The sequence below is a fragment of the Methanoregula sp. genome, from assembly GCF_002835825.1.
Taxonomy (GTDB): domain Archaea; phylum Halobacteriota; class Methanomicrobia; order Methanomicrobiales; family Methanospirillaceae; genus Methanoregula.
In genome coordinates this window covers 1-1,297 of record NZ_PIZH01000590.1, presented here as the reverse complement: position 1 = coordinate 1,297, position 1,297 = coordinate 1, and the positions used below count along the sequence as shown (strand labels likewise).

The window sequence follows — 1,297 nt, the reverse complement described above, 5'->3', positions numbered from 1 at the left end:
ACCGCCCCCGCCCCCGGGAGGCAGCGGCCCCCCCCAGCCGCGATTGCATCCGGATAGCACGGGACAACAATGGCTGCACCGGCCTTCTCCAGCCCCCGCATGACACTCCGGAGGTTCCCGACCCCGTAATCAATAATGGCTATCTGTGTCATTATCCTCTGCCCTGCCTTCTTTGATTCTCCATCGCCCATCTGCAACCCATGCTGCCGGAAGCCCCCGTGCCTGTTGCCATTCGACCAGTTTTTCCGTCCAGCCCTGCCAGAGATCCGGGTAATCCCCGGCGATCATGTGCAGTAATGCCATATCGCTTGACGGGCACATGAAGCAACCGATCCGGTCCAGCCGGTGCCCGTACAGGGCATTGTACGGTGCTTCTTCGCGCCAGATGTACAGCCAGACATGCATTGCGGTCCAGTTATGGATCGGGGCTGCCGAGAGCTGGACTTTTACGTTCCGGTTCCGCCAGACCCGGTCGCTCTGCGCCCGCGTTGCAGACTCGTAGCGCCGCTGGCCGATGAACGAGAGACATTCCCCCCATCTCTCCCGGATCAGGTCCAGTACCGGCGTCAGCTTGCAGACCCGGCAGCACCAGCGGGCATTGACCGCCGGCGGGCCCTGCTTTGCAAATGTCTCCCAGAACGTGTTGTTGCCATCGGTCCGGATCACCTCAAGGCCGTACTTTTCTGCTACAATACGGACATTCTCGTAGGTTTCCGGGAATTCGAGGCCCGTGTCGGCAAAGAGCATGGGGATCTTCCCGATCGCCTTTTTCACCACGAGCAGGGTCGCAAGACTGTCTTTTCCCCCGGAGTAGGAGACATTCGCCACGAGACCGGGATTTCTTTCCGTCACGGACCTGACAAACGCGACCGCTTCTGCTTCTGCCTCCTCAAGCACCCGGGCATTGGCCCGCACCGCATCATCCCAGCTGGCTCTGCCGGGTACGATCTGCGACGCAATGTTCCGCCGGGTCCGGACAATGGAGCCCTTCTCCATGGCCCGGGCTACGCCTGCGTCCACTTTTGCCCGACCTACCCCGATGCAGGTCCCGTCAGGTGCCATGATGAAAACTTCATCCACGGCCCTGACCGAATCGTCAATCGAGACCATCCCCGGCCGGCGCACGCTCATACCCTGGTCGCGGATGAACGGAACCGCGTCGTCACTCACTCCGACAACGCGTCTTTTTGGCGTGAAGAGTTTGCAGGCCTCGGGCCGGGGCACCGCCTCCCATGTACGGTTGTCCGGGAAGTACCGGATGATGCTCGCAACATCGCCGCCAGCGATCACATCTTCC

The 1,297-nt window shown here is 61.4% G+C and carries 1 protein-coding gene; it reads right to left on the bottom strand.

All coding sequences use genetic code 11. From position 1 onward, the window contains the following. Positions 1-129 precede the first annotated feature (129 nt). Positions 130-1,297: phosphoadenosine phosphosulfate reductase family protein (locus CW742_RS13590; RefSeq protein ID WP_292421286.1), on the bottom strand; the 1,168-nt coding region annotated here is incomplete at its 5' end.